The sequence below is a fragment of the Flavobacterium sp. genome, assembly GCF_027484945.1.
Lineage (GTDB): Bacteria > Bacteroidota > Bacteroidia > Flavobacteriales > Flavobacteriaceae > Flavobacterium.
This window is the reverse complement of the sequence record NZ_JAIXRZ010000056.1, coordinates 1-26,370: the sequence shown is the minus strand read 5'-3', so window position 1 is coordinate 26,370 and position 26,370 is coordinate 1. Positions and strand designations below refer to the sequence as shown.

Annotated in this window: 26 protein-coding genes; 14 read left to right on the top strand and 12 right to left on the bottom strand. The window is 37.9% G+C overall.

The genetic code is table 11. The features are described 5' to 3' along the window. Positions 1-81 precede the first annotated feature (81 nt). Positions 82-597, bottom strand: coding sequence for an acyl-CoA thioesterase (locus Q0039_RS07665; RefSeq protein ID WP_297511340.1), 516 nt, complete (start codon positions 595-597; stop codon positions 82-84). 85 nt (positions 598-682) lie between these two features. After that, positions 683-1,660: an SPOR domain-containing protein gene (locus Q0039_RS07660; RefSeq protein WP_297511338.1), complete on the bottom strand. Its 978-nt coding sequence runs from the start codon at positions 1,658-1,660 to the stop codon at positions 683-685. Positions 1,661-1,763: 103 nt separating this feature from the next. Between Q0039_RS07660 and dprA the strand changes: the two genes are divergently transcribed. Next, positions 1,764-2,879: a DNA-processing protein DprA gene (gene dprA, locus Q0039_RS07655; RefSeq protein WP_297511336.1), complete on the top strand. Its 1,116-nt coding sequence runs from the start codon at positions 1,764-1,766 to the stop codon at positions 2,877-2,879. A 15-nt stretch (positions 2,880-2,894) separates the two neighbouring features. On the opposite strand, the gene trpS is transcribed toward dprA, so the two are convergent. Further along, positions 2,895-3,875 (bottom strand): tryptophan--tRNA ligase, encoded by a 981-nt coding sequence (trpS, locus tag Q0039_RS07650; RefSeq protein WP_297511333.1) that lies wholly within the window; start codon positions 3,873-3,875, stop codon positions 2,895-2,897. Positions 3,876-3,928: 53 nt separating this feature from the next. Here trpS and Q0039_RS07645 point away from each other — a divergent pair, with 53 nt between their 5' ends. Continuing rightward, positions 3,929-4,666 (top strand): lysophospholipid acyltransferase family protein, encoded by a 738-nt coding sequence (locus Q0039_RS07645; RefSeq protein ID WP_297511331.1) that lies wholly within the window; start codon positions 3,929-3,931, stop codon positions 4,664-4,666. A gap of 99 nt (positions 4,667-4,765) precedes the next feature. Here Q0039_RS07645 and Q0039_RS07640 read toward each other — a convergent pair whose 3' ends face one another. Both Q0039_RS07640 and recA read right to left on the bottom strand, forming a co-directional pair. Next, on the bottom strand, positions 4,766-5,176 hold the full coding sequence (locus Q0039_RS07640; protein WP_297511329.1) for a hypothetical protein: 411 nt from the start codon (positions 5,174-5,176) through the stop codon (positions 4,766-4,768). An 81-nt stretch (positions 5,177-5,257) separates the two neighbouring features. After that, positions 5,258-6,262 carry a recombinase RecA gene (gene recA / locus Q0039_RS07635; protein ID WP_297511327.1) on the bottom strand — a complete coding sequence of 335 codons (1,005 nt, stop codon included), beginning with the start codon at positions 6,260-6,262 and terminating at the stop codon, positions 5,258-5,260. A gap of 121 nt (positions 6,263-6,383) precedes the next feature. Here recA and Q0039_RS07630 point away from each other — a divergent pair, with 121 nt between their 5' ends. From Q0039_RS07630 to Q0039_RS07620, 3 genes are read left to right on the top strand one after another with little or no spacing between them, the layout of a single operon-like run. After that, a complete protein-coding gene (locus tag Q0039_RS07630; RefSeq protein ID WP_297511325.1) occupies positions 6,384-7,121 on the top strand; it encodes a lysophospholipid acyltransferase family protein in 738 nt (245 codons plus the stop codon). A 15-nt stretch (positions 7,122-7,136) separates the two neighbouring features. Next, the gene (locus Q0039_RS07625; RefSeq protein WP_297511323.1) at positions 7,137-8,126 is read left to right on the top strand and encodes an acyl-ACP desaturase; all 990 of its coding nucleotides are present in this window, start codon (positions 7,137-7,139) and stop codon (positions 8,124-8,126) included. Position 8,127: 1 nt separating this feature from the next. Continuing rightward, a complete protein-coding gene (locus Q0039_RS07620) occupies positions 8,128-8,772 on the top strand; it encodes an HD domain-containing protein (RefSeq protein WP_297511321.1) in 645 nt (214 codons plus the stop codon). Between the two features lie 45 nt (positions 8,773-8,817). On the opposite strand, the gene Q0039_RS07615 is transcribed toward Q0039_RS07620, so the two are convergent. From Q0039_RS07615 to Q0039_RS07590, 6 genes are all read right to left on the bottom strand, one after another. After that, positions 8,818-9,600: an enoyl-CoA hydratase-related protein gene (locus Q0039_RS07615; protein WP_297511319.1), complete on the bottom strand. Its 783-nt coding sequence runs from the start codon at positions 9,598-9,600 to the stop codon at positions 8,818-8,820. A gap of 10 nt (positions 9,601-9,610) precedes the next feature. Then, complete coding sequence (locus Q0039_RS07610) at positions 9,611-11,026, bottom strand: HAMP domain-containing sensor histidine kinase (RefSeq protein ID WP_297511317.1); 1,416 nt, start codon at positions 11,024-11,026, stop codon at positions 9,611-9,613. Between the two features lie 140 nt (positions 11,027-11,166). Further along, positions 11,167-11,544: a four helix bundle protein gene (locus Q0039_RS07605; RefSeq protein ID WP_297511314.1), complete on the bottom strand. Its 378-nt coding sequence runs from the start codon at positions 11,542-11,544 to the stop codon at positions 11,167-11,169. Between the two features lie 137 nt (positions 11,545-11,681). Further along, positions 11,682-12,227 (bottom strand): CopD family protein, encoded by a 546-nt coding sequence (locus Q0039_RS07600; protein ID WP_297511312.1) that lies wholly within the window; start codon positions 12,225-12,227, stop codon positions 11,682-11,684. 44 nt (positions 12,228-12,271) lie between these two features. Beyond that, a complete protein-coding gene (gene hemH / locus Q0039_RS07595) occupies positions 12,272-13,285 on the bottom strand; it encodes a ferrochelatase (protein ID WP_297511310.1) in 1,014 nt (337 codons plus the stop codon). A 90-nt stretch (positions 13,286-13,375) separates the two neighbouring features. Beyond that, a complete protein-coding gene (locus tag Q0039_RS07590; RefSeq protein ID WP_297511309.1) occupies positions 13,376-14,248 on the bottom strand; it encodes an AraC family transcriptional regulator in 873 nt (290 codons plus the stop codon). A gap of 230 nt (positions 14,249-14,478) precedes the next feature. Between Q0039_RS07590 and hemA the strand changes: the two genes are divergently transcribed. The 8 genes from hemA (at position 14,479) to Q0039_RS07550 (ending at position 21,749) form a co-directional block, all read left to right on the top strand. Further along, complete coding sequence (gene hemA, locus Q0039_RS07585) at positions 14,479-15,735, top strand: glutamyl-tRNA reductase (RefSeq protein ID WP_297511307.1); 1,257 nt, start codon at positions 14,479-14,481, stop codon at positions 15,733-15,735. A gap of 2 nt (positions 15,736-15,737) precedes the next feature. After that, on the top strand, positions 15,738-16,694 hold the full coding sequence (hemC, locus tag Q0039_RS07580) for a hydroxymethylbilane synthase (RefSeq protein WP_297511305.1): 957 nt from the start codon (positions 15,738-15,740) through the stop codon (positions 16,692-16,694). A gap of 23 nt (positions 16,695-16,717) precedes the next feature. Then, positions 16,718-17,374, top strand: a complete 657-nt coding sequence (locus Q0039_RS07575) for a uroporphyrinogen-III synthase (RefSeq protein ID WP_297511303.1) — start codon at positions 16,718-16,720, stop codon at positions 17,372-17,374. A gap of 24 nt (positions 17,375-17,398) precedes the next feature. Continuing rightward, complete coding sequence (gene hemE, locus Q0039_RS07570) at positions 17,399-18,424, top strand: uroporphyrinogen decarboxylase (protein ID WP_297511301.1); 1,026 nt, start codon at positions 17,399-17,401, stop codon at positions 18,422-18,424. 55 nt (positions 18,425-18,479) lie between these two features. Continuing rightward, positions 18,480-19,388, top strand: a complete 909-nt coding sequence (gene hemF / locus Q0039_RS07565) for an oxygen-dependent coproporphyrinogen oxidase (RefSeq protein WP_297511299.1) — start codon at positions 18,480-18,482, stop codon at positions 19,386-19,388. A 122-nt stretch (positions 19,389-19,510) separates the two neighbouring features. Then, positions 19,511-20,509 carry a porphobilinogen synthase gene (hemB, locus tag Q0039_RS07560; protein WP_297511297.1) on the top strand — a complete coding sequence of 333 codons (999 nt, stop codon included), beginning with the start codon at positions 19,511-19,513 and terminating at the stop codon, positions 20,507-20,509. A 61-nt stretch (positions 20,510-20,570) separates the two neighbouring features. Continuing rightward, entirely contained in the window at positions 20,571-20,978 is a 408-nt protein-coding gene (locus Q0039_RS07555; RefSeq protein WP_297511295.1) for a c-type cytochrome, read from the top strand. A gap of 57 nt (positions 20,979-21,035) precedes the next feature. Next, positions 21,036-21,749: a 3'-5' exonuclease gene (locus tag Q0039_RS07550; RefSeq protein ID WP_297511293.1), complete on the top strand. Its 714-nt coding sequence runs from the start codon at positions 21,036-21,038 to the stop codon at positions 21,747-21,749. A 100-nt stretch (positions 21,750-21,849) separates the two neighbouring features. On the opposite strand, the gene Q0039_RS07545 is transcribed toward Q0039_RS07550, so the two are convergent. Continuing rightward, positions 21,850-24,786: a S8 family serine peptidase gene (locus Q0039_RS07545; RefSeq protein ID WP_297511291.1), complete on the bottom strand. Its 2,937-nt coding sequence runs from the start codon at positions 24,784-24,786 to the stop codon at positions 21,850-21,852. 190 nt (positions 24,787-24,976) lie between these two features. Here Q0039_RS07545 and Q0039_RS07540 point away from each other — a divergent pair. Then, positions 24,977-26,370: nucleoside recognition domain-containing protein (locus Q0039_RS07540; protein ID WP_297511288.1), on the top strand; the 1,394-nt coding region annotated here is incomplete at its 3' end.

Sequence of the window (26,370 nt, the reverse complement as noted above, 5' to 3'; positions counted from 1 at the left end):
ATGGCGCACAGTGATAGCATTAGTTTTTTCACGAGCGTTTCTTTTGTGGAAATGTACTAAATAATACGGAATGGAAGTAAATTAATTTTCAATAAATAAAGCCTTTAATTCTGAGGCATCGTTGGCTTTCATTTTACCCGCTAAGACCAAACTTAATTGTTTGCGACGCAGTGCTGCAGCAAAACGCGCTTGCTCTTCATCGCTTTGAGGCTCTAAAGCAGGCACAGGCACGGGATTTCCCATTTCATCTACCGCAACAAAGGTGTAAATTGCCTCATTTGCTTTGGAACGAATACCCGATTCGCGGTCTTCTATCCATACATCCAAATAAATTTCCATTGAAGTAGTAAACGCACGTGAGACCTTAGCTTCAATAGTTACAACACTACCCAAAGGAATAGATCGATTAAAAGCAACGTGATTTACAGAAGCCGTCACTACGATACGACGTGAATGCCGGCGTGCGGCAATACTGGCTGCACGATCCATTCGAGCCAATAATTCACCACCAAAAAGATTGTTTAATGGATTGGTTTCACTTGGTAAAACAAGATCGGTTAAAATGGTGAGCGAATCAATAGGGTGTTTTGGATTCATGGATATTTTTTGCAAAGTTAATGATTCAGTCAAGGATTTCACCCGGGGAAACCATAAAAAAATCCCAAATGAATTGGGACTAATTTTAATGTTCTTCTATCAACACCCAAGCTTCTGGATTATGTGATTTTTTTATCTCTTGCATTTTTTGTTGGGCTTCACTGTAGCTTGTAAAACTGCCATAAAAAATTGGATATAAGCCGTGCTTGTTTACACCTAATTTTCGAGCGGGATAGCCTAATTTTTTCAATTCACGCAACACACGATCGGCATTTTCTTCAAGACGAAAAGCACCCGCAACAACATGGTAGGGGAATGTCTCGCTTTTTAAAGTTAAAGTTACCGCCGGTAGAGACGTAATTGCTGTATTATCCAAGACAAATGTAGCTTCTTGAATTTTTTGATCTACTTTTTGCTGTACTTTGGTTTGTACGGCCAGGGTTTCGGCTTCAATTTTTTGCTGGTAATATTGGTTACCAAAATAACCTCCAGCACCCAATAACCCGGCACTCACCACCACTATAGCGGCATATTTTAAGAAAGGATTGCTTCGTTTTCCAGCGTCCAATGGAATTGCTTCATTTTCTGTGGTTTCAACAACTTCTTCGGATAGTACTTCTTCAGTGAGTTGACTTAAAATTTCACGTTGTATACTAGGCGAAACAACGGAGGACAAACCAAATGAATCGGTTAAATAATTCATTTGATCGGAAGGAACAAACACTAAGTTTTTATCTGTGTTAAGGGTAATTTCACCGATATTTTTTAAACTCAAGCCTCCGAATTCTTGTAGTTTTAGTTTCCATTCATGCACAGCATGCTCTATTCCAGTTACCGCAACTTCATAGGGAATTTTTTCGGAAACCGCAATGTGATTGGCCAACAAACCATCATTGTTTTTAAGGTATGCATTAAACGTAATTACTTTTTTGGGTGGAGAAAACGTATGCGTTGTACCATTCCATTGCGCAGATTGAGTGTCGGTTAAAAAGGCACCAAATCCTGGCACCGTTACACATTGGTAACGATACAGTAATTGTGAAATGTAATGTTCAATCTTCATAAGAGCAAATTTAAAGATTTCAGGGGGACCACAAAATTTTATCAACAAACTTTGTTAACATTTTTCAAATCATTTTTATATTTTTGAATTTCATTCGTTTATTATGCGCCATACCGATTTAATTGCCACATTGGCCCTGCTTCACGTCGAGGGCATTGGAGATGTTTTAGCCAAAAAACTTATTCATCATTTTGGATCTGCACAAGAAGTTTTTCAACTCAAACCGCGTCAGCTTGCTGCGATTAGCGGACTAGGCCCTCAAATTGTGAAGAATTTTAGCGATTCAACTTTATTTCCCAAAGCTGAAGCAGAATATCAATTTATTACCGATCAAAATATTCAGGTGTTTTATTATCAAGAGCCAAATTATCCAGAACGATTAAAACACTGTTATGATTGTCCGGTTTTGTTGTTCGGAAAGGGGACTTTAAATTGGGACAAACGCCCAATAATTAGCATTGTAGGGACAAGGCAAATCACACCTTATGGTTCTGGCTTTACGCGCCAACTTTTGGAAGATTTAGCACCAATCAATCCTGTAATTGTTAGTGGTTTTGCTTATGGTGTAGACATCCTTGCGCATAATGTAGCTCTAGAATTAGGAATGCAAACGATTGGAGTATTGGCCCATGGATTAAATCAAATTTATCCCCAAAAACACAAAAAATATGTTAGGGGAATGCTTGAAAATGGCGGTTTTCTTACGGAATTTCGAAGTACTTCCAATCCCGATAAAGAAAATTTTGTGCGGCGCAATCGAATTGTTGCTGGGATGACCGAGGCAACCCTAGTCATTGAAAGTGCTGAAAAAGGTGGCTCGTTGATTACGGCTCATTTTGCCAATGAATATAACCGAGAAGTATTTGCTGTTCCTGGACGGATTACAGACAAATACAGTTCGGGATGTAATACTTTAATCAAAACCCAACGGGCGCATCTATTGCAATCGGCAGCCGATATTCGCTATCATCTGAATTGGGATATACAACACGAAGTGCCTCAAACACAAACAAAGGGAGTCCAAAAACAACTTTTTGTGCAACTTGAGGAGTCGGAACAATTATTGTATGATTATCTTGTTCAAAATGGAAAAGAATCCTTAGACACCATTGCTTTGGATTGCCAAATGCCTGTTTTCAAAGTTTCAACGTTGCTATTGAATATGGAATTAAAGGGGGTAATTCAGCCGTTGCCCGGGAAAATATTTGAAGCGATTTGAGGTATTTGAAATGAATTATTTTTTTTGTTCAAATCCCAATTTACCACGAACGCGGTCCAAAACCCCATTGGCAATTGCACCTGCTTTTGCTGCACCTTTAGCCAAAAATACTTCAACTTCGTCTAAATGATTGATATAGTAATTGTATTTTTCACGTTCTGTTTTAAACGTTTCACAAATCAATTCAAAAAGCGCTTGTTTAGCATGACCGTATCCGTAATTCCCACCTTCATATTGTAGATGCATCTGCTCAATTTGGGCAGTATTGGCCATAAGTTTATACAATGCAAAAACGTTGCAAGTACTCGGATTTTTAGGTTCTTCCAAAGGCGTACTATCGGTTTCAATACTCATTATTTGTTTGCGCAATGCTTTATCATCTAAGAAAATATTGATTAAATTTCCACGTGATTTACTCATTTTCAACCCATCAGTCCCAGGAACGTACTGTGTTTCTTCACTTATGGTCGCTTCGGGCAATACAAACGTTTCGCCCATTTGATGATTAAACCGTGCGGCAACATCACGGGTGATTTCAATATGTTGCAATTGGTCTTTCCCAACCGGTACAAATTCAGCATCATACAATAAAATATCTGCTGCCATAAGCATCGGATATGTGAATAACCCGGCATTAACATCTTCTAAACGATCGGCTTTATCTTTAAATGAATGCGCTAAGGTTAACCGTTGAAAAGGAAAAAAGCAACTTAAATACCAAGCTAATTCTGCGGTTTGTGGGACATCACTTTGCCGATAAAAAACAACGTTATCGGTGTCTAATCCACAGGCAAGCCATGCAGCAGCCGTACTATATGTATTGCCTCGTAAGGTTTCACCGTCTTTAATTTGGGTTATCGAGTGTAAATCAGCGATAAATAAAAACGTTTCATTCCCGGGCATTTTTGACATTTCGATTGCAGGAAGGATTGCTCCCAATACGTTTCCCAAGTGTGGAGTAGCTGTGCTTTGAATGCCTGTTAGTATTTTTGCCATAGTTTTTAAATTGTAGCGCAAATTTAAACTAAAATTGCTTTATTTTTGGGTCTATGCGACCGTTAAAAATTATTTTTTGGGTACTATGGCGCGTCTGGTTTTATATTTTGGTTGCCTTACCCATAGTTGTCTTATTTCCATTTTTGTTTCTTTCTATATTGAAAGAACGTTGGTATCCCTATTTTTTTAGTTTAGCACGAGTCTGGGCAAAAGTTATACTTTTTGGAATGGGTTTTCGGTATACCGTAGAAACTTTACAAGCACCCGATCCAAGTAAAAGTTATATGTTTATTGCCAATCACACCTCTATGACCGACATCATGCTCATGTTGGTTGTTGTTCGCAATCCATTTGTTTTTGTTGGAAAAAAAGAACTGGCAAAAATTCCATTATTTGGGTTCTTTTACAAGCGCACAAGCATTTTGGTGGATCGCGGTAATAAAAAAAGTCGTTTCGAAGTCTATCAACGCGCGCAACGCCGTTTAGATATGGGGCTAAGTATTTGTATTTTCCCAGAGGGTGGTGTACCCGAAGAACATATTGCATTGGATGCGTTTAAAGATGGCGCATTCCGGTTGGCTATTGAACATCAAATACCGATTGTTCCGATTACCTTTTTTGATAATAAAGAACGTTTTTCATATACATTTTTAAGCGGAAGTCCAGGAAAAATGCGGGTAAAAATCCATCCGTTTATTGCAACACAAGGATTACCTCCCGAATCAAAAAAAGAAATTAAAGAACAAGCGCATCAATTGCTTTTAAATGATTTAGTTTCCCAAAATAACTAGGGTTTCGGGCTTGCTACAAACCTGTAAGTAAAATTGAAATAAGGTTGGTGTTATTTTAAAGTTTTTCCCAGTCGCCTTATGCTCGATTATAGATTATAATTAATGATCTACAACCGCATCAAATTCATAATACTGCTGTACTCCTTGTGCATCTTTTCCAATGTAAAATTTGAAGTGAAAGGTGCCTAATTTTGTTGGCTTGAAACGCAATGTTTCTGAGTATACTTGATCATCTACTGCACAAGGGGCATTGCCTTTTCGAATACTTTCAACTGCAACAATTCGTTCCATATCATTAACGTCGTAATACAAGCCATTGAACCAGTTGCATTTACTAGGTAAAGTATACAATAATGGAATGTTTGTAATGCTGTCTTTGGCATATTTTGCCGGATTTGTAACTTCTGTTATTGCACTAATTTGAACGTAATACGGTTCTTCATCTTCCGAATCACAAGAGGTAATACTCAGTCCTAAAAGCAATAAAAAGGGAAAAACAATTCGATTCATCGGTCGTATTTTGTTAATTAAAAATTGCCTATAAATATAAAAAATCCCGATTTTAAAAAAAACCGGGATAGTTGTTATCATTTAGTCAACTTGCGCTTTGATGACTTCTTTAATTTTAAGCTCTAATTCTTCGGCCAATTCAGGATTGTCTTTAATTAACAATTTGACAGCATCACGTCCTTGCCCTAATTTGGTATCTCCATAGCTAAACCAAGATCCTGATTTTTTGATGATTTCAAATTCCACCGCTAAATCCAAAATCTCTCCTGTTTTTGAAACGCCTTCCCCATACATAATGTCAAATTCTGCCGTTTTAAATGGAGGAGCGACTTTATTTTTTACCACTTTCACTTTGGTGCGATTCCCTATTACATTTTCCCCATCTTTAATTTGAGAAGAACGACGAATGTCTAAACGCACTGAAGCGTAGAATTTTAAGGCATTACCTCCAGTTGTAGTTTCAGGATTACCAAACATCACCCCGATTTTTTCACGCAATTGGTTGATGAAAAACACTGTACAATGTGTTTTACTGATGGTAGCCGTTAATTTTCGTAACGCTTGCGACATCAAGCGAGCATGTAATCCCATTTTGGAATCTCCCATTTCTCCTTCGATTTCACTTTTTGGTGTTAAGGCAGCAACCGAGTCGATTACTACAATATCAATTGCTCCAGAACGAATTAAATTCTCAGCAATTTCTAATGCTTGTTCTCCATTGTCAGGTTGAGAAATAATCAGGTTTTCAATGTCAACACCCAATTTGGCTGCATAATGACGGTCAAAGGCGTGTTCAGCATCGATAAACGCTGCAATTCCCCCCGCTTTCTGAGCTTCGGCTATGGCATGAAGTGTCAAGGTCGTTTTACCCGACGATTCCGGACCATAAATTTCAATAATTCGACCTTTTGGATATCCATTAACCCCTAAGGCTAGGTCCAATCCCAGCGATCCCGATGGAATGATTTCAACTTCTTCCACGGCTTTGTCGCCCATCTTCATTACGGTACCTTTACCGTAGGTCTTGTCCAGCTTGTCTAACGTAAGCTGTAACGCTTTCAATTTTGCTTCTTTTTCTGAACTCATTTTACATTAATTTAAAGGCTGTTAAAGTTGTAAATGTAATTATTTTTTTACGATTAAATTAGTTTTCTCAAAAGTAGTTTTAAATATAGAGAACCCGTACTTTTACCATCAATTTTTTGGCATGGAAAAACTGGTTTCATATCCTATTTCTATTATTTATTACCTTAGTTTTTTACTTACTTTGGTTATTTTTCATCCAATTCAGTGGGTGTGTTTTACAATTTTTGGGTATCAAGCCCATAAAAAAAGTGTCGACTATCTCAATTTTTTCTTAGTAGGTTGTACGCGATTACTCGGAACACGTTGGACATTTCAAAACCGAGAGCGCATTCCTCAAAATGTTCCCTTAATTTTTGTTGCCAATCATCAAAGCTTGTACGATATCATCGGAATTATTTGGTTTTTACGAGCGCATCATGCCAAATTTGTCAGCAAAAAGGAATTAGGAAGCGGTATTCCTTCGGTATCCTATAATTTACGTCGTGGCGGTTCTGTTTTAATTGATCGAAAAGATCCTAAACAAGCCCTACCAACAATTAAAGGGTTGAGCGAATATATTGAAAAACATAACCGAACAGCGGTTATTTTTCCGGAAGGAACTCGAAGTAAAACAGGCATTCCCAAAAAGTTTTCTGAAAATGGGCTGAAAATACTATGTAAGTATGCGCCTAATGCCCTTATCGTTCCTATTACTATTAATAATTCCTGGAAAATGACTAAATTTGGTATGTTTCCCTTGGGTTTAGGAAATAATTTGCATTACACCATTCATGAACCGATGGCCGTTTCTGATTATGACTTTCCTACTTTGTTTGAAAAAACAGAACTAGCTGTAACAGGTTCAATTCATAACTTATAACTCATAATTTTTATAATGTCGATTAAAAACATCCGATTGGAAGTGATGCAATTCCTTGAAAAAAGCATCGATAGTTTTGTTGATGAATACTTAGTGCCTGTTGAAAAAATTTGGCAACCTACGGATTTGTTACCCCATTCTCAAGAAGAAAATTTTATAGAAGAGCTACGGGAATTACGTGAGATTGCCAATGATTTACCCTATGATTTTTGGGTAGTCATGGTAGGCGATACAATTACAGAAGAGGCCTTACCTACTTATGAATCCTGGCTAATGGAAGTCGAAGGTGTCGATAACGAAGGTCGAAATGGTTGGTCAAAATGGGTGCGCCATTGGACGGGTGAAGAAAACCGTCACGGGGATGCTTTAAATAAATATTTGTATTTATCGGGTCGAGTGAATATGCGTGAAGTTGAAATTACTACGCAACATTTAATCAATGACGGATTTGATATAGGTACGGGTAAAGATCCCTATAAAAATTTTGTATACACTAGCTTTCAAGAGTTGGCCACCTACATTTCGCACAACCGCGTGTCGCAATTGGCAAAAGAATTTGGGGACAAAAAATTATCCCGATTGTGCAAAATGATTGCTGGAGACGAAATGCGTCATCATTTGGCGTATAGTGAATTTGTTAACCGTATTTTCAAAGTAGATCCCAGTGAAATGATGTTAGCGTTTCAATACATGATGAAACAAAAGATTACCATGCCTGCTCATTTTTTACGTGAATCAGGAGAAAAAATCAGCACTGCCTTTGAAGAGTTTTCGAATTCCGCCCAGAAAATTGGGGTATATACAGCTAATGATTATGTAGATATTCTGCGCAAATTAATTGCAACTTGGGAGATAGATAAAATTACTAGTCTAACCGATGAAGCCGAACACGCACGCGATTATTTGATGAAATTACCCGATCGCATGGCACGAATATCGGAGCGTTTGGTATTGCCAGAGGAAACCAAAAAGTTCAAATGGGTTCAACCCGCTTTAACCATTTAATATGGGAATAGTTGAAGCTACCCTATCGTTTGTAAAACAACAGTTAGCTGGCGCCGAAGCCGGACATGACTGGTTTCATATTGAACGGGTATATCATAACGCCATGCATATTGCGGGATTTGAAACCTGCAATCGAGAAGTAGTACAGTTGGCGGCCTTACTTCATGATATTGCGGACAGCAAATTTCATGGGGGAGATGAAACGATTGGTCCGAAAACCGCACGCGCATTTTTAGAAAGTCAGAACACCGCCGAGGAGACCATTGACCACGTTGTCAAAATCATTGAAAACATTTCCTTTAAAGGAGGCAAATCAGAACGTACTTTTTCATCAATTGAATTAGATATTGTTCAAGATGCTGACCGGTTGGATGCTATTGGAGCCATTGGAATTGCGCGAACATTTAATTATGGGGGTTTTAAAAATCGACAGTTGTATGATCCCGCCATTACTCCCAATATGCACATGACGAAGGACGAATACAAGGCCAGTAATGCTCCAACAATTAATCATTTTTATGAGAAATTGCTATTGCTTAAAGACCGAATGAATACGGCTACAGGAAAACAACTAGCCGAAGAACGTCACCGATTTATGGAAGTTTTTTTAGCCCAATTCTATGCTGAATGGGAAGGGGTAAAATAAAAAAGAGAACCTTTAGGGCTCTCTTTTTATAGCGTATAATACATTTTATTTACCGGGAAATTCTGCTTTGCGTTTTTCTAAAAAGGCCGTGGTTCCTTCCTTAAAATCTTCGGTTCCAAAACATTTTCCAAACGATTTAATTTCGGTGCTAAATCCTTCTTTTGTATCGACAAATCCAGCATTAACTGCCTTGATTGCATAGTTAATTGCAACGGGAGAATTCTTTATGATTTTACTTGCAATTCCGCTTGTGAATTCCAATAATTCCGCTTGGGGTACAACATGATTGACTAAGCCATAATTTTTTGCAGTTTCTGCATCAATCATGCTTGCGGTCATAATCATTTCCATCGCACGACCTTTACCTACCAATTGCGGGAGTCGTTGTGTGCCACCATAACCCGGAATGACACCTAGTGTAACTTCTGGTAAGCCCATTTTTGCATTGTCTGAAGCCACACGGAAATGACACGACATTGCCAATTCCAAACCGCCACCTAATGCAAAACCATTAACCGCAGCTATTACAGGCGTTTTCATATTTTCTACAAAATCAAACAATAATTCCTGTCCCAACGCTGCCAATTGAGCTCCTTCTTCTACTGAAAAATGAGCAAATTCAGAAATGTCAGCACCGGCCACAAAGGCTTTTTCTCCTGCCCCTGTTAGAATGATAGCTTTAATTGCTGTATTTGCGTCCAATAGCGCTAATCCATCGTGTAAATCTTGGATGGTCGCTTTGTTTAGGGCATTTAATTTACTGGGGCGATTGATGGTTACTTGCGCCAAACTTCCATCGATTTCTACAAGGATATTTTCAAAGTTCATAATACTGGTTTTAGTGGTTTGTAAAAGGCAAAGTCACTTTAAATGTAGTTCCTTTTCCCATTTGAGATTCAAAAGTAATCGTTCCTTTATAATTTTCAATAATATTTTTGATAATCCCGAGTCCAAGTCCCATTCCACTTGTTTTAGTAGTAAATTTTGGTTCAAAGATATATTCTTGATTATCGGGATTAATACCCAATCCGTTGTCTTGCACTACTATAGTTACTTGTTCATTATCATGTTGCACCGTTACAACGATTGTTTTAGTTTCTTGATCTTCAGGGATGGCTTGAATGGCATTTTTTACCAAATTGGTAATGATCCGAATTAATTGTGTACGGTCCATAACCGTGATAATTTCTTTTTCAGAGCAACTGAAGGTAATGTAATCTTCATTAAAAATATCTAATGAAAACTCAACTACTTCAACCACATTTAATGTTTCATTTTGTTGGGCAGGCATCGAGGCAAAATTAGAAAATGCCGAAGCAACCGCCGTCATGGTATCTATTTGCTGAATTAATGTTTTGGTATAGTCGTTTAGTTTCTGACGTAAATTGGGGTCGTTTTCATCAAATTTTCGCTGAAAACTTTGCACGGTTAAGCGCATCGGAGTTAACGGATTTTTAATTTCGTGTGCGACTTGTTTCGCCATTTCTCGCCAGGCTTGTTCCCGTTCGGATTGGGCCAGCATTGAAGCACTTTCTTCCAGTTTGTCGACCATTGCGTTATAAGCCTTAATCAAGGAGTTAATTTCACGACTGTTGGCTTCAATCATGATTTTTTCATTTTTTTGATTCAAACTGGTTTCGTTGATTTTATCTGAAATGGTTTTTAAAGATTGCGTAATAAATGAGGATAAAAAGTAGGCCAAAGCAAATGCGATAAGCAGCATAAAAAAGTACACCTGACTTAACCGCACCAAGAAATCTTGAATTTCATTTTCATAGATACTATCATCTTCTACATAAGGCAGATTTAATATTCCAAGGGGTTTAAAACGGTCATCTTTGATTTGAGTAAATGAAGAACGAATTTTGAGACCATCCACATTTTTAATATCCACATACCGCTTTTCAATCGAGGATTGTACTAGTTTTAATATATATTTTGGTATCGGAGGAGAAATACTATCTACAGCAAAAGAGGCTTTGGATGATTTTAGCAAATTTCCTTTTAAACTGTAAATATTGATTTCTACACTATGAATATCAGAAAGTTCGTGAATTTTATCTTTAAAAATTAAGGGTAAATTTTTTTCGGTTAAAGGGTAAGTAGTATTGGATAAAATATAATTGATATGCTCCCGAACCGCATCTTCTTTTCGTTCCAATCGTTCTTGATGAAAATTTCGGGCTTCACTTTTAAACTGAAATAACGAAATCGAGGCCATCAATATCGATGCAATCAAAATCAATACAATCATCGATAGGAAAATCCGTATTCGAAGAGAAAGCATGGATGTTTTGAAGTTTAGCATTAGTTTTCAGTATTCAGTATTCAGTGTTCAGTTTTCAGTATTTAGTGATCAGTTTTCAGTTTTCAGTTTTCAGTTTAAAAAATTTGTTAAGGTAATTTTTTCGACCCATATTTTTCAGGGTGAATGATCATATAGCCTATCAATTTCCCTATTTCATTACTTTTAGTAACTAACAAAGTAAATGTTTTTTGATCAATATAGTTACATGCTAATGCAAATTCAAACCAACACTGTGTCTCAGTATTTTCAGTATCTGCATCCGAAAGTTTACTAATAAAATGTTTTGGATAACTTCTTTTACGATACGCTTCAGCGATATTTGAGCAAGTACCTCGCGAACTTCTTCTGATTTGATCGGTTAGTGAAAACATCTCTTCTTTTGTGAATGAACGTGTTACTTCAAAAATTTCCATAGCGAGTTCAAAACCTTTTTGATAGGCTAATAAATCTTGAAATCTGTGCATATACTATATTTTAGGCGTTAATAAATAAAAATAGAACCTGATTTTAACTCATGACAAAAAAGTACACACCTTAAACTGCCTACTATTCACTGCATACTGTTTACTGCATACTGTTCACTGCCTGCTGCAAACTGCAATCAGGAGTTGTTTTTCCTTCTTAGGTTCTTATAAAATTTGAAACCTAACATAATAAGCACTGAGAAAGCAACAATCCCAATAACCCCATAAATCCAGTCGATTGCATTTTTTAAAATCACCAAAAATACGACAGCAAATAAGATAATCGTAGCCCCTTCATTCCACAAACGCATAAAGTTGGAGGTGTAACGAATATCGTCGTTCTGCAATTGCTTATAAATTTGATGGCATTTGAAATGATAGGCAAACAAGAGTAGGACGAAACCCAACTTGACTTGCATCCATGACATGGATACCCAAGCGGGATTTAAATGCAAAAGCGCCAAGGCAAAGAGTGTGGCCAAAATGGCACTCGGCCATGTGATGATGTACCACAAGCGGTAGGTCATGATTTTATATTGTGCCCCCAGAATTTCCTTTTCTGGAGAAGGTTTGTTTTGCCCCTCAATTTGATACACAAACAACCGTACAATGTAAAAGAGTCCGGCAAACCAAGTAATCACAAAAATCAAGTGCAAAGCCTTAATGAAGTTGTAAAGATCCATTTTTTCGGGTATAAAGGTTAAAGATATTAAACTTGTAACCAATACTATTTACTCCAATCGTTTACCCAATTGGCTACCACTTGACACCATTCGTCTTCGTCATTCAAACAAGGTACGGCAAAAAATGTTTCGCCCCCGTTTTCTATAAATTCTTCGTTGGCGCGCATCGCTATTTCTTCCAAGGTTTCTAAACAATCCGAAACAAATGCAGGCGTAACAACGGCTAATTTTTTTATTCCTTTTTTAGGCATTTTATTGATTTCAACATCGGTATATGGGGTTAGCCATTTGTCCCCGGCCAAACGCGATTGAAACGTTAGGCTATATTTTCCCTCCGGAATACCTAGTAATTCTACCACTTGTCGTGTCGTTTCATAACATTGATGACGGTAGCAAAATTCATGCGCCGGCGAATCGGTTACACAACATTTGTTGTCAATAGTACAATGGGATTTAGTGACATCGGTTTTGCGAATATGACGTTTTGGAATGCCATGGTAGGAAAACAATAAATGGTCGTATTCAAAGTTTTCCAAATGTTTTTTAATCGAATTTGCTAAGGCACGGATAAAATCGGGTTTGTTGTAAAACGCGGGAACTTTAGTAATCTTCATTTCCGGGAAATGCTTTTGTTGCAATTCATCAGCCAAAGCCCAAATAGTCGTAGTAGAAGCCATTGCATATTGCGGATACAAGGCCAACAACATAACGTCGGTTACCCCTTTATCTTTCAGTTCTTGTAATCCTTTTTGAATCGTCATTGTGCCGTATCGCATAGCCAAAGCCACAGGAACATCGACTAGCTTTTCCACTTTTTGGTGCATTTTTTTAGAAATCACAATTAGCGGCGAACCCTCACTGGTCCATATCTGACTGTAGGCTTCCGCCGATTTTTTCGGGCGGGTTTGCAAAATAATGCCTCGTACCAACAAAGCTCTCAATAGATACGGTACGTCAATAACGTATTTATCCATTAAAAATTCATCTAAATATGGCTTAACATCTGCCGGCGTTGGACTTTCAGGTGAGCCAAGATTGACTAATAATACTCCTTTCATTGTTGCAATTTATTTTTTTAAATAATAAAACTTCTTTTCTGACTAGTGTTCATTTGTTAATTTAAGCTGAGTGACACGCGTTCAATTGGATTACCTATTGATTTGTAAACTCATTAAATATTTTTTTGGTGTTGTGCCAAATTTTTTCTTGAAGGCCGCAATAAAGTGACTTCCCGTGCTGTAACCTACTTTAAGCCCTACTTCATTAACGTTGTAGGAACCGCTATCCAAAAGTTTTCGCGCATAATCCATTTTATAATCAAACAAAAATCCGTAAACGGTGTCCCCATATATTTGTTTGAATCCCATTTTTAATTTTTTCAAATTCAAACCCACTTGATCTGCCAATTCTTGAAGTCCAGGAGGTTCGGCCATATTCGTTATCACAACTTCTTTGGCTTTGCGAATTTTCAAAACATTTTCCTCATCAATTAAAAACGGACATTGTTCTGCATTAGGATCTTCTGAGCGGTTAAAGTACAAACTTAATAACTCATATCCTTTTCCTTTGTAATAGAGATTTTTGATAGAAGGATTGAGGTTGTAATGAAACAATTGACTCAACACTATTGCCATTGACGGACTAATATTGTTCTCTTTATAATATTTTTTATCAATGTTTTCTTCACTCAAAAAGGGAATGTTTTCAGTATCTGACGAAAATAATTTGTGTAGTTTTTTAATCGAAATTAAAATCGAAATTAGCCAAGTATTGGGCGCTATTTCCAACTGAATTGGCAATTCTTTTTGCGGATTATAGAAAAGCAACGATTTTTCTTCCTTAAGTTCCAACGCGTAATTACCCTCGTTGAAGATAAATTTTGCTTTCCCTTTCAATCCGTAATGGAACTGAATTAACCCTTGCGGAACAGCGCGCTTTATAAGATAATTTTCGGAGCCATCGTTTTGAAAACGAAGCAATAAGAAATCATCTTCGATTTTTATTTCTTCTATAGAACCCATAGCGATATTTTTTAAAAGCGTTTCGCAGCTGAAATGGAATTTATTATTTAGAACGAATCTATATAATTTAATTGTCAGCCCTTACTAACCATACAAATTTAGAATAAATAACGGAATAAGTACATTTTAGGTAATAAATTACGCTGAGCGTTATAAAAAGTCCTTTAAGCGTTATTTATAAAAAACATATAGCATGTAAATTTGCACTACTTTCAGGAAATAGCCCCTACATGGATAATGGAATCAATATCAAACACAATTCGTTTTATGCGATTGGGTTGAGTTATAAAAAAGCCGACGCAGAAACCCGTGGCCGTTTCAGTTTAGATGCTGTTGCACAGGCGATGCTATTGCAACAAGCACGAGTAGAGGGGATCGAATCGTTAATCGTTACGTCAACGTGTAATCGTACTGAAATCTATGGGTTTGCTCAACATCCCTTCCAATTGATTAAATTACTTTGTGAAAATAGTCAAGGGACAGTAGAAGAATTTCAAAAAGTAGCCTATGTTTTCAAAGGTTCCGAAGCCATCAATCACATGTTTCGTGTAGGTACAGGTTTGGACAGTCAGATTTTGGGGGACTTTGAGATTATTAGCCAATTGAAAACGGCTTTCGCACAAAGTAAAGACGCGCAATTGGTGAATACCTTTTTAGAACGTTTGGTCAATTCGGTAATCCAAGCCAGTAAAAAAATTAAAACAGAAACTGAGATTTCCACTGGGGCAACATCGGTTTCCTTTGCGGCAGTTCATTACATTTTTAAAAACGTTGCGCATATTTCTGATAAAAATATTTTGTTGTTTGGAACCGGAAAAATCGGCCGTAATACCTGTGAGAATTTGGTAAAACATACAAAGCACAGTCATATCACCTTAATCAATCGTACGAAAGATAAAGCGGAACGTTTAGCCCGTAAATTGAATGTAATTGTAAAAGATTATGCGGATTTACAATTAGAGATTCAAAATGCGGATGTATTGGTTGTTGCTACAGGTGCTCAAAATCCAACGGTTGATAAAGCAATATTAAATTTAAAAAAACCGTTGACTATTTTGGATTTATCGATTCCTAAAAATGTCAATGAAAATGTAAAGGAAATTCCAGGAGTAACTTTGGTTCACATGGATCAATTATCCCAAATTACCGATGAAACGCTGGAAAACCGCAAGCAGTATATTCCGGCAGCCGAAGCGATTATAGAAGCAATTAAAGAAGAATTTATTGCGTGGACCAAACAGCGAAAATTTGCACCAACCATTCATGCATTGAAAGCTAAATTAAATGCTATTAAAGATGGCGAATTGAGCGTTCAACGAAAGAAAATAGCAAACTTTGACGAAGAGCAAGCAGAAATCATTACCGCCCGCATCATTCAAAAAATCACCAATCATTTTGCCAATCATTTAAAAGATGAAAACACGCCCGTAGATGAAAGTATCGAATGGATTGAAAAAGTGTTCCAATTGGCTTCTTCTGACCAATAAAAATGAGTAAAATCCTACGTATCGGAACCCGTGATAGTCAGCTCGCCCTATGGCAAGCCCAAACGGTAGAAAAGCAACTCAACGACTTGGGTTACCGTACTGAAATTATTGCCGTTAAATCGCAAGGGGATCTAATTTTAGATAAGCCCTTGTATGAACTCGGGATCACCGGAATTTTTACCAAAACCTTAGATGTTGCCATGATCAATGGTGAAGTTGATATTGCTGTGCATTCGATGAAAGATGTACCAACTTCTTTACCGCAAGGAATAGTGCAAGCGGCTGTTTTGCCTCGGGCCAATGTGAAGGATGTTTTGGTTTACAAAGGGTCGACCGAATTTCTCGAAATGCCTGCAACGATTGCAACGGGAAGTTTACGCCGTCAAGCGCAATGGTTAAACCGATACCCAAATCATACCGTAGTAGATTTACGAGGAAATGTGAATACGCGCATGCAAAAATTACAAGATAATGAATGGAGCGGTGCTGTGTTTGCTGCAGCTGGTTTGGAACGTTTAGGATTTATCCAAAAAAACGAAATAAAATGTTCCTCTTTTCAAGGGATTTGCGTGTCTTTAGATTGGATGATTCCCGCCCCTGCACAAGGCGCTATGGTAGTCGTTGCTATGGAACATGATAGTCATGCACAAGAAGCGTTATCCCAATTGAATGATATTGAAACCGAAGTTTGTACCGCAATTGAGCGGCAGTTTTTACGAACTTTGGAAGGAGGTTGTACCGCACCAATTGGAGCTCTGGCTCACTACGATGATGGCAACGATGAAATTCAATTTCATGGGGTATTATTGTCGATTGACGGTCGGGAAAAATTGGAAATTCAACGTAATTTTCCTATCAACGAATGGAAAAAATTAGGTTTTTATTGTGCCAAAGAAATCTTGGATAATGGCGGAACGGCATTTATGGAACGAATAAAAATGCAATTGAAAAAACAATAAATTAGTATCCGTTCTTTAAAACCATGAAATCCATACTTTCTACCAAAATCTTAACTACAACCCAACGTCAATTGTTGGTAGCATCAGGATTTGAAGTCGTGGAAAAGGAAATGATTGCGATAACGCCGATATCCATACCCACGTTTAAGCCAAAAAAAAATCTACTCTTTACGAGTCAGCAAGCGGTAAAAAGTGTGGTAAAACAGAGGGTAGTGTGTCAACCCGAAGAACATACTGTTTTTTGTGTGGGTGAAAAGACACGAAGAGCATTAGAAGATTCTGGTTTTAGCGTAAGCGCTTCTTTTGATAATGCCGAGGCCTTGGGAAGTTATTTGATTGATGCTGAATGGAACGATTTCGATTTCTTTTGCGGAGATCGTCGTTTGGATGCATTACCCCAACGCTTGCAAGAGGCAGGGATAGCATTTTGTGAAAGGGTGGTGTATAGCACTCAAAATCATTCGGAAAAAATTGAAACACCGGTTCAGGGAATCCTATTTTTCAGTCCGTCGGGTGTGGAGAGTTTTTTAGAAAAAAATACGCTGGATGGACAACCGTGTTTTTGCATTGGAAGTACTACAGCACAGGCTTTAGCTGGGCTAACGCAATTGGTTTTTATTGCGCCAACACCCAGTATAGAAGCAACAATAACTATTTGTTTGGACTATTTTAAATGCTGATTTTTTTCAGTAAACGTATAAGTTATGATCAAAAACGACCTTTTTTTACGCGCTTTAAATAACGAAAAAGTGGAGCGCCCACCGGTATGGATGATGCGCCAAGCCGGACGTTACTTACCTGAATTCCGAGCATTACGCGACAAATATGATTTTTTCACCCGTTGTGAAACCCCAGAATTGGCAGCTGAAATCACGGTTCAACCTATACGAATTGTACAACCCGATGCAGCGATTTTATTTTCAGATATCTTAGTGGTACCTCGCGCTATGGGTATTCATGTTGAATTAAAAGACAATTTGGGTCCGATCATCCCCAATCCCATTCGCACGATGGAGCAAGTGGATCAAGTGTTTGTACCCAACATTCAGGAAACCTTAGGCTATGTCATGGATGCCGTGAAATTGACCAAAGAAATGTTGAATGATGAGGTGCCGTTAATCGGTTTCGCCGGTTCGCCTTGGACGATTTTCTGTTATGCCGTAGAAGGAAAAGGATCGAAAAGTTTTGATACCGCTAAAGGATTTTGTTTCTCCAATCCAGTAGCCGCACATACTTTATTACAGAAAATCACCGATACCACAATTTTATACTTAAAAGAAAAAGTAAAAGCAGGAGTCAATGCCGTACAAATTTTTGATTCATGGGGAGGTATGTTATCTCCTACCGATTATCAAGAATTTTCATGGAAATACATCAACCAAATTGTGGAAGCTTTAGCCGAAGATACTAAAGTGATCGTGTTCGGAAAAGGTTGTTGGTTTGCTTTAGGTGAAATGGCAAAATCCAAAGCATCGGCTTTGGGAGTTGATTGGACTTGTTCGGCCCGTAATGCACGTTATTTAACAGGTGGAAACATAACCTTACAAGGAAACTTTGATCCAAGTCGATTGTTGTCGCCCATTCCAACCATCAAAAAAATGGTACACGAAATGATCGATGAATTCGGAAAAGACAATTATATCGTCAATTTAGGTCACGGAATTTTACCGAATATACCCGTAGATCACGCCAAAGCTTTTATTGAGGCAGTGAAAGCGTATAATCAGTAGGCAGTGTGCAGTAGGCAGTAATCAGTAGCCAACGGTAACTGAAAACTAAAATTTTATGAAAGAACAATTTCTAAATTATATTCACCAGCTACAAGACCAAATCTGCTTGCGTATTGAAGCTGTAGACGGTGTAGCAAAGTTCCGTGAGGATCTCTGGGAACGTCCAGAAGGCGGAGGCGGAAGAACACGCGTGATTGAGAATGGAAATGTTTTTGAAAAAGGAGGCGTTAATATTTCAGCCGTTCACGGAAAACTTCCTGATTCGATGCAAAAATTATTCAACGTTGGTGAAGCTGATTTTTTTGCTTGCGGATTGAGTTTGGTGATTCATCCAAAAAGTCCAATGGTACCAACGGTTCATGCCAATTGGCGCTACTTTGAAATGTATGACGATAATGGCAATGTAATTAATAGTTGGTTTGGTGGTGGACAAGATTTAACCCCGTATTATTTATTTGAAGATGATGCGATTCATTTTCATCAAACGTGTAAAACTGCTTGCGAAAAACATCATCCCGAATTTTATCCAAAATTTAAAAAGCAATGTGATGCCTATTTTTGGAATGCACATCGAAATGAAGCTCGTGGAATTGGCGGTTTGTTTTTTGACTATTGCAAGGAAAGCGATACCATGAAAATGGTGGATTGGTACAATTTTGTTACTGAAATTGGCAATAGCTTTCTAGAGGCTTATATTCCAATTGTAGAAAGAAGAAAAACGTTAACATACACTGAAGCCGAAAAAACCTGGCAGGAAATCCGTCGTGGACGTTATGTCGAATTTAATTTGGTACATGACAAAGGAACGCTTTTCGGATTAAAAACAAACGGTCGTATTGAATCGATTTTGATGAGTCTACCACCCCATGTGCAGTGGGTGTATGATCATTATCCTGAGCCGCAAAGCGCAGAAGAAAAATTAATCAAAGTATTAGAATCACCCGTTGATTGGATAGCCCCCTAACCCCCGAAGGGGGGGAAAGCCAAACTAACGGATATTTTGTCTATAAATAAAATTATGTATTAATTTAAAACCTATTGACCCCTAATAGGTTTTCCCCCTTTTGGGGGTTTAGGGGGCCGATTATGTTTCCATTACAAAGAGGTAGAAGATTACGTATCAACGAAAGCATTCGCTCACTGGTCCGAGAAACGACTTTAAGTCCGAGTGATTTTATGTTCCCGATGTTTATAACCGAGGGGGAAAATTACCAATCGGAAATTCCATCAATGCCAGGAATATTCCGACGATCATTGGATTTAACGGTTATTGAAGTTAAAGCAATATATGCCCTAGGGATTCGTGCGGTGAATATTTATGTAAAAGTTGATGAAAGTTTAAAAGACAATACCGGCAAAGAAGCATGGAATCCCGATGGATTAATGCAACGATCAATTCGTGCGATCAAAGCAGCCTGCCCCGATATGATTGTGATGCCCGATGTGGCTTTGGATCCCTATTCGGTATATGGTCATGACGGAATTATTGAAAATGGGGCTATTGCCAACGATGCAACCAATGAAGCATTGGTCAAAATGGCTGTTTCTCATGCCGCTGCGGGTGCTGATTTTGTAGCACCAAGTGATATGATGGACGGACGGGTTCTTCGGTTACGTCAAGGATTGGACGCTGCTGGTTTTCATCAGGTTGGGATTATGAGTTATTCGGCAAAATATGCATCTGCATTTTACGGACCTTTCCGTGACGCATTGGATAGCGCGCCCAAAGAAGCCGATGTGGTGGTCCCGAAAGACAAAAAAACCTACCAAATGGATTATGCCAATCGAATTGAAGCGGTTAAAGAAGCATTATGGGATGTTGAAGAAGGCGCCGATATGGTTATGGTTAAGCCAGGAATCGCCTATTTGGATATCGTTCGTGAAGTTAAAAATGCGGTCAATGTTCCTGTAACTGTTTTTCATGTTTCGGGAGAATATGCCATGATTAAAGCCGCTTCAGCACGAGGATGGCTGGATCATGATGCTATTATGATGGAACAGTTAATGTGTATTAAACGCGCTGGCGCAAGTTTAATTTCGACCTACTTTGCAAAAGAAGCTGCACTACTATTGAATCGAGAGTAATTCAGAATGATTTTTTTGATTTAAAAAGGTTGATAATTTTTAAACTATAAATTAAAATACGATGAAGACAATAGGTTTATGGAGTAGTCTATTCTTTTTTGCTATTTCACTAATTTCCTGCGGGGGTGATCAAAAAAAAGCGGAAGACCATAGTACCAAAACAATTCAACAAACTAAGGGTTCTACTTTTCCATTGGCCGATCAAGGCAAAGTACTTTTTGAAGGCCCAGGTACCTGTATAGCCTGTCATCAATTGGACACAAAAATAGTTGGCCCAAGTATTATAGATATAGCAACCATCTACAAAGAGAATAACGCCAGCATTGCAGCTTTTTTAAACGAGGAATGCAAACCTTTGGTAGACCCTTCGCAATATAGCGTGATGAAAACGAACTTTGCCATTACTAAAAACATGAAAAACGAGGAGCGTCTCGCTCTTGAGCATTATATGATGAGTCAAATAAAGTAACATAACATGTTTAAAATTAAAAAGATTTGTACTATTTTAGTTCAAAATTTATAAGCCATGTTAGATAAAATTAAATTAGAACACATTCTCTTTCTCGATATCGAGACTGTCCCACAAGAAGAATTATTTGATCAAATGGATCCCGAATTGCAAGTGCTTTGGGAGCAGAAAACGCAGTACCAACGGAAAGTAGACTATTCTCCGGAAGAATTTTACGATCGAGCGGGGATATGGGCCGAATTTGGAAAAATTGTCTGTATATCGGTCGGTTATTTTCAAATCAAGGGTGATATTAGAAACTTTAGAGTGACTTCATTTTTTGGGGAAGAAGCTGAATTATTAAAAGCGTTTAATAATTTATTAAACAACCACTTTAGCGGTCCTCAATTTGTATTATGTGGGCATAACATCAAAGAGTTTGACATTCCATTTATAGCCCGAAGAATGATTGTTAATCGGATTTCTTTGTCCGGAAAATTAAATTTATTCGGGAAAAAACCCTGGGAAATCCCCCATTTAGACACCATGGAATTATGGAAATTTGGCGATTTCAAACATTTTACTTCCTTGAAATTATTGTCTAAAATTTTAGGAATACCCACTTCCAAAGATGATATTGATGGAAGTCAAGTTGGCCAGGTTTATTATAAAGAAAAAGATATTGACCGTATTATTACATATTGTGAAAAAGATGTAATCGCTGTAGCTCAAGTACTATTACGTTTCCGGAATGAAGATTTAGTTCAGCCGGAAGAAATCCTTCATATTTAAATAAGTGAAAAAAAATACCCCTAAAGGCTATCTGCTTTTAGGGGTATTATTATTTTATAGAACTATCAAATTTATCATTGATAAACCTGATTTGGACTAATTATTTCTTGATTACAATACGTTGCGCTGTAGATCCTAAACTATTTTCTATACGTACAATGTAAACCCCTTCTGCAAGATGTTGCACATTTACTTTTGCAGTGTCACCGTGGGTTTCTTTGAAAGCTACTTCTCTCCCTTGCAAATCAAAAACACGAACCAATGAACGCTCCATGCTATTGGGTAAATACACATTTATTAATTCATTTGCTGGATTCGGATAGATACGCACATTATCCAATGTAATCGTTGGATTTGTAAGAGCCGGTGATACACGGCATAAATCAATGCTAAACAAACTCACAGTTCCTCCATCGCCATTCCAAGGATCATTAATATTTAAAACCCATTCACCATCTGCTGGCAAAGAATTTAAATTACTTAAATTATCTACAGGGGCAACTTGACCTGTCAAGGCAGGAGTACCACTACAAACTGGCGCTACACCATCATCATTAAAAGTACAACTCATATCGTCATTGTCGCCACAGGCTTCTTGCAACAATACAATCGTTGGGCTACCAATTGAAGCAGGTCCTTGAAGAGTTATGGTCATATCTTGAATGTATGTATGTGTCATACTAACATTTACATTGATGTCGCCAATAGTGTATCCACCACTAATCGTTAAAGGAACACTAGCTGATGAATTGGCCGTATCATTTACAGTAGCATTGGAATAATCAACGGCTTCAAAAGTTTGATCACAAGAAATAGTTCCTGTGTCAAATGAATACACTACTGCATTGGATAAAATACCATCTCCACAACGGTTGGTAGGATTTATCCGCCAAAAATAACGTGTAGCCTGACTTAATCCGCTCAAATCATAGCGATTTACAGCAGTATTTCCAGAATGAATAATGTTCGTAAAAGCATCATCTGTTGCAACTTGAACGGTATAGTTTTCAGCATTTGAATTGTTTTGCCAACGCAATACTACTGAAGAAGACAGACCAGTTTGTCCATTAGAAGGTGCATTCAAGCCTATTTGTTGGAAAGACGAACTGAAAATACGTAAGCTTTTCAAACGTGTTTCGGTTTCAGTTCCATTATTTCCAGTTATACCAATAAAGTATTCTCCTGGAGTAACATTTGTTAAGCCTGTAACATTCATAGTTACAGTTCCGGAAGCACTTAATGAACTGGGTGAGAAAGTTGCAGTTGCACCACTTGGCAACCCAGCTGCAGTAAACGTAGTAGTTCCGGTTCCAGATTGGTTATAATTAAATGTATATGAAGCGTTTTGATTGGCACAAACCAACTGATCAGAACTTGTTGAATTAAGCGCAAATGTCGAACTCAACCCAGTGATAACTAAGGAGTATTTTTGTTTACCTGTAGCCAAAGTACCTTTGTGTGTTATGGTAATTGTGTATTGTCCTGCAGCAGGTGTATCAATTTTTATCAACTCCACATTATCCACATTATTATCTCCTGTCCGCACCGCTAGAGCACTGGGTTCAGTAGTTAATTTCCAAGGATAAAATGTTGTTCCATTCCGCGTGATACGAATATCTAAATCGTTTACTAAAGCACGTACAAATTCATTAGGTATTGTACTGGTATTCATATTCCCTGGTAAATCTGTCCAAGTGATTGATGCCATTAATGGCGCGGTACCACTGGCATTAACATTCATTGTAAACGATTGGCCTTGATTTAAATTTTCTTCAGAAACCCAAGATGTTAATCCATTACCTGTAAGCGTCTCAGCAGCTTTTTTTGCATTTAAAACACCCCATCCAAAAGTGGCATCTGGGCCAACATTTCCTGCATCATCAGCTGTATGACATGCTAATCCTTTTAGGGTTGCTGAACGCATAAATGTGCTGTAAAGATTTTTGTAATGTTGTTGCAATAATATTAGCGTTCCCGCTACATTGGGTGAAGACATCGATGTTCCACTCAACGATACAGTAGCGGTATTTCCAGTATTTGATGTTGAGGTTAGGCCCGTTCCATTTCCAGTAATATCAGGTTTAATTCGAAAATCATCTGTTGGACCTTGACTACTCGAAGAGTTGATACTTATGGCACCTGTAATCGCCCCTGTAGTTGAGTTTATTGCAGTAATATCTTGACAGTTGGCCACTACAAGGTTGTTTTTACAAACTTTATTAGTGGTTAATTTATCAAATCCGGGTGCTAATGGATCAGCATTGGCATTGGAATTACCTTCATTACCTGCAGAAGCAACTTGAAGATAATAAGGAGCATCATAGGCTACTTCATCCCATTCATAGCTATCGGTTATATAAGCGCCAACAATCCATGCTGGAAGTATATTTGTACCCGAAGAGATGGGAACTCCATACGAATGATTGGAAACTAGCATACCTAGTTGAACTTCACTCAGTGCTTCGGTGACATCATCTGTCCAATTGAAAGTACGCGCAGTTGCAGCTGGAGCCATTCCTTTTATTGCAGCTGGATTAGCCGATGCAACCATTGTTCCAGTAACGTGTGTGGCATGCTGGATTGAAGCAGCACCAGGATCATCAATTACAGAAACTCGCCCTCCAAATGCATTGTGTGTAGTGCGCACTGCACCACCATCCCATACACGAACGGTCATGTTTTCACCATTTAAATTCAATCCCATTCCACCGCCGCTATGCAAAAAATTAGTACGTGTACTTCTAGCAGCAGCAACATTATCAGTTGCATAATACATTGGATAACCATCGGGACTTAATTTCATCAGTTCGGCACGAGAACCATCGGGGTTGTCAATGATGATAGGCCATCCGTTTACTTTTGCAGCCGCTTCAGCTTTTGCTTTTTCACTAGCCTGCAATTTTTTATAATAGGTTTGCAATTGATTTATTTTAGCTAAATCATAATGCGAAACAATCTCGCGAACATCTTCAGGAGTCTGTGCATTTGCACTTAAAATTCCCAACAAAAAGAGAACAGGAAAATAGATTTTTTTCATTTTTGTAATGAAGGTTTTAGTTTAATTGGTAATAGCGACCAAATATAATAAACTTCTCAATTTTACAATCAATAAAATAGTAAATTCTCGAAGAATTAACCCTTGTTTAAGCATATAGTTAATAATCACAGAAAAAATGGGTTCTTTTGCATTCTAAGATTAAATAGTACATTTACAAAAAATAGGATATATGGTACTCAGTAGATTTTGGTTGACCATTTTTATTGCTTCAATAATTTTTACCGTTGTGGCTCTTTTTACAGGCAATAGCTACACCATTGATTATATTTTAAATGGTAAAAAAGATGATCCCATACTGGTTGCCGAAATGTATTTATCCGATGTGCCAACTTTCGTACGTGACAGTATTGAAAAAGCTCCCGAAATGACTTTAGTAGTAAATCGAGATACGATCAATGCAGATACTACCTATGTATATAAAAATCAAACTGTAAAATTGTATTCTGGCGTGCAAAAATCAGATGGCTTGTTGCCCACTTGTAAAAACACGTTAATGGATATAATCCTGCCTTTAATTGCATATTTGGCCTTTTTTTGTGGACTTATGGAGCTGCTAATTATTTCTGGAGCTTCTGAGAAAATGGCAAAACGCCTCAGTCCCGTTTTTGCCAAAGTTTTCCCCTCAGTCCCTAAAAACCACGAGTCTATTTCATACATGACGCTTAATTTTGCTGCAAATTTCCTCGGACTTGATTCGGCTGCAACACCATTTGGATTGAAAGCAATGCAGTCGCTACAAGAGATTAATCCCGAAAAAGATAAAGCAAGTGATGCACAAATTATGTTTATGTGTTTGCATGCCGCCGGACTTACCTTAATTCCAACTTCCATCATCGGCTATCGCGCTGCACAAAATGCAACCAATCCCGCCGATGTTATGTTGCCGTGTATTATTACATCGTTTATCGGAACCATCGCAGCCCTAATAATTGTTGGAATTCGCCAACGAATCAATTTTTTAAGCGCGACTTTACTTATAGCCCTCATGTCTGTCGTTGCGGCTATTGTCGGATTGTTGTTTTATATCAACGAATTGGATTTAATTGGGAAAAGTTTCTTTACGGCCAACTTGTCCGGACTCATGCTGGTGGCCATCATAGGCGCGACACTTATTTTTTCGTTAATTCATGAGAAAAAGTTCACTGAAAAAGAAACCACAATTTTCGACACGTTTGTAGAAGGATCAAAAAATGGAATTCAAACCGGTGTTAAAATTTTCCCCTATGTTTTAGCCATGTTAGTCGCCATTTCATTTTTTCGAAATAGCGGCCTGTTTGAAATCATTAGTCATTGGATTGCCATTGGGTTTTCGCAAATAGGAGTAGCCAAAGACGTTACCGATTCTTTGCCCGTAGCAATGCTTCGCCCATTCAGTTCGGGGGGTTCTCGAGGTTTTATGATTGATGCGATGCAAAATTTTGGCCCTGATTCTTTTACCGGACGCTTGGTATGTATCTTTCAATGTAGCGCCGAAACCACGTTTTATGTTATTGCCGTATATTTTGGGTCCGTAAATATTAAAAATACCCGTTATACTTTAGCCACCATGTTGTTGGTTGATTT

Bases quoted from the DNA above. Each gene is read 5' to 3' on its own strand.
- Q0039_RS07665 (WP_297511340.1), bottom strand. From the start codon at position 597: ATGAATCCAAAACACCCTATTGATTCGCTCACCATTTTAACCGATCTT.
- Q0039_RS07660 (WP_297511338.1), bottom strand. From the start codon at position 1,660: ATGAAGATTGAACATTACATTTCACAATTACTGTATCGTTACCAATGT.
- dprA (WP_297511336.1), top strand. From the start codon at position 1,764: ATGCGCCATACCGATTTAATTGCCACATTGGCCCTGCTTCACGTCGAG.
- trpS (WP_297511333.1), bottom strand. From the start codon at position 3,875: ATGGCAAAAATACTAACAGGCATTCAAAGCACAGCTACTCCACACTTG.
- Q0039_RS07645 (WP_297511331.1), top strand. From the start codon at position 3,929: ATGCGACCGTTAAAAATTATTTTTTGGGTACTATGGCGCGTCTGGTTT.
- Q0039_RS07640 (WP_297511329.1), bottom strand. From the start codon at position 5,176: ATGAATCGAATTGTTTTTCCCTTTTTATTGCTTTTAGGACTGAGTATT.
- recA (WP_297511327.1), bottom strand. From the start codon at position 6,262: ATGAGTTCAGAAAAAGAAGCAAAATTGAAAGCGTTACAGCTTACGTTA.
- Q0039_RS07630 (WP_297511325.1), top strand. From the start codon at position 6,384: ATGGAAAAACTGGTTTCATATCCTATTTCTATTATTTATTACCTTAGT.
- Q0039_RS07625 (WP_297511323.1), top strand. From the start codon at position 7,137: ATGTCGATTAAAAACATCCGATTGGAAGTGATGCAATTCCTTGAAAAA.
- Q0039_RS07620 (WP_297511321.1), top strand. From the start codon at position 8,128: ATGGGAATAGTTGAAGCTACCCTATCGTTTGTAAAACAACAGTTAGCT.
- Q0039_RS07615 (WP_297511319.1), bottom strand. From the start codon at position 9,600: ATGAACTTTGAAAATATCCTTGTAGAAATCGATGGAAGTTTGGCGCAA.
- Q0039_RS07610 (WP_297511317.1), bottom strand. From the start codon at position 11,026: ATGATTGTATTGATTTTGATTGCATCGATATTGATGGCCTCGATTTCG.
- Q0039_RS07605 (WP_297511314.1), bottom strand. From the start codon at position 11,544: ATGCACAGATTTCAAGATTTATTAGCCTATCAAAAAGGTTTTGAACTC.
- Q0039_RS07600 (WP_297511312.1), bottom strand. From the start codon at position 12,227: ATGGATCTTTACAACTTCATTAAGGCTTTGCACTTGATTTTTGTGATT.
- hemH (WP_297511310.1), bottom strand. From the start codon at position 13,285: ATGAAAGGAGTATTATTAGTCAATCTTGGCTCACCTGAAAGTCCAACG.
- Q0039_RS07590 (WP_297511309.1), bottom strand. From the start codon at position 14,248: ATGGGTTCTATAGAAGAAATAAAAATCGAAGATGATTTCTTATTGCTT.
- hemA (WP_297511307.1), top strand. From the start codon at position 14,479: ATGGATAATGGAATCAATATCAAACACAATTCGTTTTATGCGATTGGG.
- hemC (WP_297511305.1), top strand. From the start codon at position 15,738: ATGAGTAAAATCCTACGTATCGGAACCCGTGATAGTCAGCTCGCCCTA.
- Q0039_RS07575 (WP_297511303.1), top strand. From the start codon at position 16,718: ATGAAATCCATACTTTCTACCAAAATCTTAACTACAACCCAACGTCAA.
- hemE (WP_297511301.1), top strand. From the start codon at position 17,399: ATGATCAAAAACGACCTTTTTTTACGCGCTTTAAATAACGAAAAAGTG.
- hemF (WP_297511299.1), top strand. From the start codon at position 18,480: ATGAAAGAACAATTTCTAAATTATATTCACCAGCTACAAGACCAAATC.
- hemB (WP_297511297.1), top strand. From the start codon at position 19,511: ATGTTTCCATTACAAAGAGGTAGAAGATTACGTATCAACGAAAGCATT.
- Q0039_RS07555 (WP_297511295.1), top strand. From the start codon at position 20,571: ATGAAGACAATAGGTTTATGGAGTAGTCTATTCTTTTTTGCTATTTCA.
- Q0039_RS07550 (WP_297511293.1), top strand. From the start codon at position 21,036: ATGTTAGATAAAATTAAATTAGAACACATTCTCTTTCTCGATATCGAG.
- Q0039_RS07545 (WP_297511291.1), bottom strand. From the start codon at position 24,786: ATGAAAAAAATCTATTTTCCTGTTCTCTTTTTGTTGGGAATTTTAAGT.